The sequence below is a fragment of the Devosia sp. genome, from assembly GCF_034675085.1.
In the GTDB taxonomy this organism is placed as follows: Bacteria; Pseudomonadota; Alphaproteobacteria; order Rhizobiales; family Devosiaceae; genus Devosia.
In genome coordinates, this window is record NZ_JAUCDN010000281.1 from 1 (window position 1) to 4,180 (window position 4,180).

The following is a 4,180-nucleotide window of genomic DNA, read 5'->3' on the forward strand; positions in this document are numbered from 1 at the left end:
TCAACGTCGCCCGCAACGTCTATATGCACAAGATCGCCATCGGCGCCGGCTATGCGCAGGGCACCGTGCATATCGACTGGTCGGCCACCGAAAACGTCACTGCCCTGGCCAAGGCCAAGGGCGTGCCGCTCTCCGAAATCACCGCCATCGTGCTCGACCGGCCGCGTCATGCCGGGCTGATCGAGGAGTTGCGCACCACCGGCGTGGCGGTAAAACTCATCAGCGATGGCGACATTGCCGGCGTCATTCACGCCGTCAACACCGAGGACACCGGCATCGACATCTATCTGGGCTCGGGCGGCGCGCCTGAAGGCGTGTTGGCCGCCGCCGCCCTGCGCTGCATCGGTGGCCAGATGCAGGGCAAGCTCATCCTCGATACGCCCGACAAGCGCGCCCGCGCCGTCGAAATGGGCATCGCCGATCCGAACCGTATCTATGACGTTACCGATCTGGCCTCCGGCGATGTGCTGGTTGCCGCCACCGGCATCACCGACGGCACCCTGCTCGAAGGCGTTCGCCTGCGCCGCGACACCGTGGAAACCAGCACCATCGTCATGCGCTCCTGGAGCCAGACCGTCCGCTGGATCCGGGCCCGGCACACGCGTTAGCACGGCAGGGAGGCTAGGGAGGACGAAAATCGCGCCGGAACCGCCCCCTTCCCACCATCGTCCAAATCGCCTACCTCTCCTCCATGCCCGAAGCGCTGCGCCCCTTTCTCGACGTTACCCAGTCCATTTCCGGGCGCTCCTGGGTGGATCGACTCGATAGCGCGGCCACCCGCACCGCCACCGCCATTTCCCAGCGCGCCGGCATCCCCGAGATCCTCGCCCGCATCCTGGCGGCGCGCGGCGTCGGGCTCGACGAGACCGGGCCCTATCTCGAGCCCACCCTGCGCACGCTCATGCCCGATCCGTCCACGCTCACCGCCATGGATGCGCTGGCCGATCGCCTCGCCAGGGCTATAGCCGACAATGAATCCATTGCCCTGTTCGGCGATTATGACGTGGATGGCGCCTGCTCCTGTGCGCTGATGGCGCGTTATCTGCGCCATTTCGGCATCGAGCCGCAGGTGCATATCCCCGACCGCATCTATGAGGGCTATGGCCCCAATGTCGCGGCCATGGACAAGCTCATCGACGCCGGCGCCACCCTCATCGTCACGCTCGATTGCGGCACGGCGAGCGAGGCACCCATCGCCCATGCGCGCGATCGAGGCGCCGATGTGCTGGTGATCGACCACCATCTTGCCGATCGCGAACTGCCCGACGCCACCGCCCTGGTCAATCCTAACCGGCCCGACGACATTTCAGGGCTCGGCTATCTCTGCGCTGCCGGCGTCACCTTCATGGCGCTGGTGGCCGCCAACCGGGCGCTGCGCCAGCGCGGCGATACCGGACTGCCCGATCTTATGAAACTGCTCGATCTGGTGGCCCTGGCCACGGTTTGCGATGTGGTGCCGCTGGTGGGGTTAAACCGGGCCTTTGTCGTGCGCGGGCTGGAAGTGGCCCGGCGCGGCGACAATATCGGCATGGCCGCGCTGGCGCTCGCCGCCCGCGTTTCCGGCCCGCTCAATCCCTATCATCTGGGCTTTCTCATCGGTCCGCGCATCAATGCCGGCGGGCGCATCGGCAATGCCGCATTGGGCGCCGAACTGCTCACCGTCGATGACGAGCACCAGGCCCTTGCCATCGCCGCCCGGCTGGACGAGCTCAACACCGAGCGCCAGCGCATCGAGGTCGAGGCCGTCGAGGAGGCGACCGCCGTTGCCGAGCAGGAGATTGGAGGCGGGGAGGGGCCGCCTGTGCTGGTTCTTGCCTCGGCCAACTGGCATCCCGGCGTCGTCGGCCTCGTCGCTGCTCGCCTGCGCGAGCGCTTCGAGCGCCCCAGCTTCGCCATTGCCCTGCAACCCGACGGCACCGGAACCGGTTCGGGCCGCTCGGTGCCCGGGGTCGATCTCGGCCGCGCCGTCATTGCCGCCGTCGACGACGGCATCATCGTCAAGGGCGGCGGCCACGCCATGGCGGCGGGCATTACCGTCGCCCCCGGCCAACTCGGTCCCCTGCGCGCCTTTCTTTCGCAAAGGCTGGCCGCCGATGTTGCAGGCGCGCGTGCTGCCACCGCGCTTTCCATCGACGCTGCGCTCACCGCGCGCGGCGCTTCGCTCGATCTGGTCCATTCCATCGAGCGGGCCGGCCCCTATGGTGCGGGTAATCCCGGCCCGGTCTTTGCTTTTCCAGCCCATCGGGCACGATTTGCCCAGGTCGTGGGCAAGGGGGGGCATGTCAGCTTCTCGTTGACCTCGGAAGACGGCATGCGGCTCAAGGCCATCGCGTTCCGCGCCGCCAATACCGCCATCGGCGACACGTTGCTGCGCGAGCCCGACACGGCCTTCCACTTCGCCGGCTCGCTCTCCATCGACCATTACCAAGGCCGTGAACAGGTGCAGTTCCGCCTTTCCGATCTCGCCCGGCCCAAGCGCTGAAACGCCCCCGCTTTTGCGGCGAAAACGTGACGACAATGTCGTCAAGCTCAGCGAAAACAGTGTCTTGCATATCGTTTTCGGGCCGCTAAACTATCCTGGCGCCGGGTTGAAAAATTTGGATATTGCTGCCAGATGAGCAAAACTGTCGCTGAAACCACCCCCACTGGGGTGACCCTGTGGACACGCTTTGCGTCCTGGGTTGTTGAGCGGATCGGCGTCAAGCTGATCGGCAATCCCCGCCATGGCGCGCTCACTGTCATCTTGCCCAATGGCCGCACGCGCACATTGGGAAATCCAGCCACAGGCCCCCATTCCGTCCTGCGGCTGCGCAATTTCCGTGTCATCCGCGAGGCGATGCAGCGGGGTACGGTCGGTTTTGCCGCCGCCTATATGAACGGCGATATCGAGGTCGATGACCTCACCGCATTGTTCCGCTTCTTCCTGCAGAATCGCGACATGTTCGATGCCGCCAATAACGGGTTTTTTCGCAAGGCGGCCGGCGATCTTCATTATCACCTGTCGCGTCGTAACACGCTGGAAGGCTCCAAGAAGAACATTGCCGAGCATTATGACCTGGGCAACGATTTCTACGGCCAGTGGCTCGACCCTTCCATGACCTATTCCTCGGCGCTCTTCACCTCGGGCGACCAGAGCCTGGAAGAAGCCCAGCGCGCCAAATATCACCGTGTCGCCGACATGGCGGGTGTCACCGAAGGCTCTTCCGTGCTCGAAATCGGTTGCGGCTGGGGCGGCTTCGCCGAAACCGTCGCGCGCGACTACAAGGCCCGGCTGCGTGGCATCACTCTCTCGGCCGAACAGCTTAAATTCGGCCAGCAGCGCCTGTCCCGGCAGGGGCTGGATGAACTGGCGACGCTGGTTTTCGAGGATTACCGCAACACCGAGGGGCAGTTCGACCATATTGGCTCCATCGAGATGATCGAGGCGGTGGGCGAAGACAATTGGCCCAGCTATTTCCAGACCGTGCATGATCGGCTCAAGCCCGGCGGTACCGCCGCCATTCAGGCCATCACCATCAACGAGGCCGATTTCGACGGCTATCGCAGTGGTCCCGATTTCATCCAGCGCTATATCTTTCCTGGCGGCATGCTGCTCACCAAGTCGGTGATGAAGGAATTCGGCGAGCGCTACGATCTGGTGCTGGAAAAGGTCGAGACCTTCGGCCTGTCCTACGCCCATACCCTAAGGCTCTGGCGCGACCGCTTCCTCGAGCGCTGGCCGGTCATCGCTCCGCTGGGCTATGACGAATATTTCAAGCGCAAATGGGTCTATTACCTCTCCTATTGCGAGGCGGGGTTCACCGAAGGCTCCATCGACGTCGGCATCTATCAGTATCGCCGCCCCGCCTGAAGCCGGACCGGTCGCGCCATGGAGAACTCATGGCAGGCAAACCACCGGCATTGCCCGGAGGACGGGTCCGAGACGATTCGGTTCTGGAGGAAAGAAGTCTTGGTACGCCCAAGGGGAATCGAACCCCTGTTCCCGCCGTGAGAGGGCGGTGTCCTGACCGCTAGACGATGGGCGCGGAGCAAGAACCAGATGCTAGTCTGCAGCGCTCCCGCCGACAAGGGGGAGGGTGGTACGCCCTAGGGGAATCGAACCCCTCTCTGCACCGTGAAAGGGTGCCGTCCTAACCGATAGACGAAGGGCGCTCACGCGCTGTGGTGGCCGTCCTATAGT

3 protein-coding genes and 2 tRNA genes are annotated in these 4,180 nt (G+C 64.4%); 3 read left to right on the forward strand and 2 right to left on the reverse strand.

From position 1 onward, the window contains the following. From VDP82_RS14670 to VDP82_RS14680, 3 genes are all read left to right on the forward strand, one after another. Window positions 1-608, forward strand: a 608-nt coding sequence (locus VDP82_RS14670; RefSeq protein WP_323015581.1) for a fructose-bisphosphatase class II family protein, incomplete at its 5' end; no start/stop codon positions are given. Window positions 609-691: 83 nt separating this feature from the next. After that, on the forward strand, window positions 692-2,482 hold the full coding sequence (gene recJ, locus VDP82_RS14675; RefSeq protein ID WP_323015582.1) for a single-stranded-DNA-specific exonuclease RecJ: 1,791 nt from the start codon (window positions 692-694) through the stop codon (window positions 2,480-2,482). Between the two features lie 132 nt (window positions 2,483-2,614). Next, window positions 2,615-3,850, forward strand: a complete 1,236-nt coding sequence (locus VDP82_RS14680) for a cyclopropane-fatty-acyl-phospholipid synthase family protein (RefSeq protein ID WP_323015583.1) — start codon at window positions 2,615-2,617, stop codon at window positions 3,848-3,850. 100 nt (window positions 3,851-3,950) lie between these two features. Here the strand turns inward: VDP82_RS14680 and VDP82_RS14685 are convergent. Next, a tRNA-Glu gene (locus VDP82_RS14685) sits at window positions 3,951-4,025 on the reverse strand. Between the two features lie 52 nt (window positions 4,026-4,077). Then, window positions 4,078-4,152: transfer RNA gene (locus VDP82_RS14690), tRNA-Glu, on the reverse strand. Between the last annotated feature and the right edge of the window lie 28 nt (window positions 4,153-4,180).

Excerpts from the sequence above, each read along its gene's own strand:
- recJ (WP_323015582.1), top strand. The coding sequence starts at position 692 with ATGCCCGAAGCGCTGCGCCCCTTTCTCGACGTTACCCAGTCCATTTCC.
- VDP82_RS14680 (WP_323015583.1), top strand. The coding sequence starts at position 2,615 with ATGAGCAAAACTGTCGCTGAAACCACCCCCACTGGGGTGACCCTGTGG.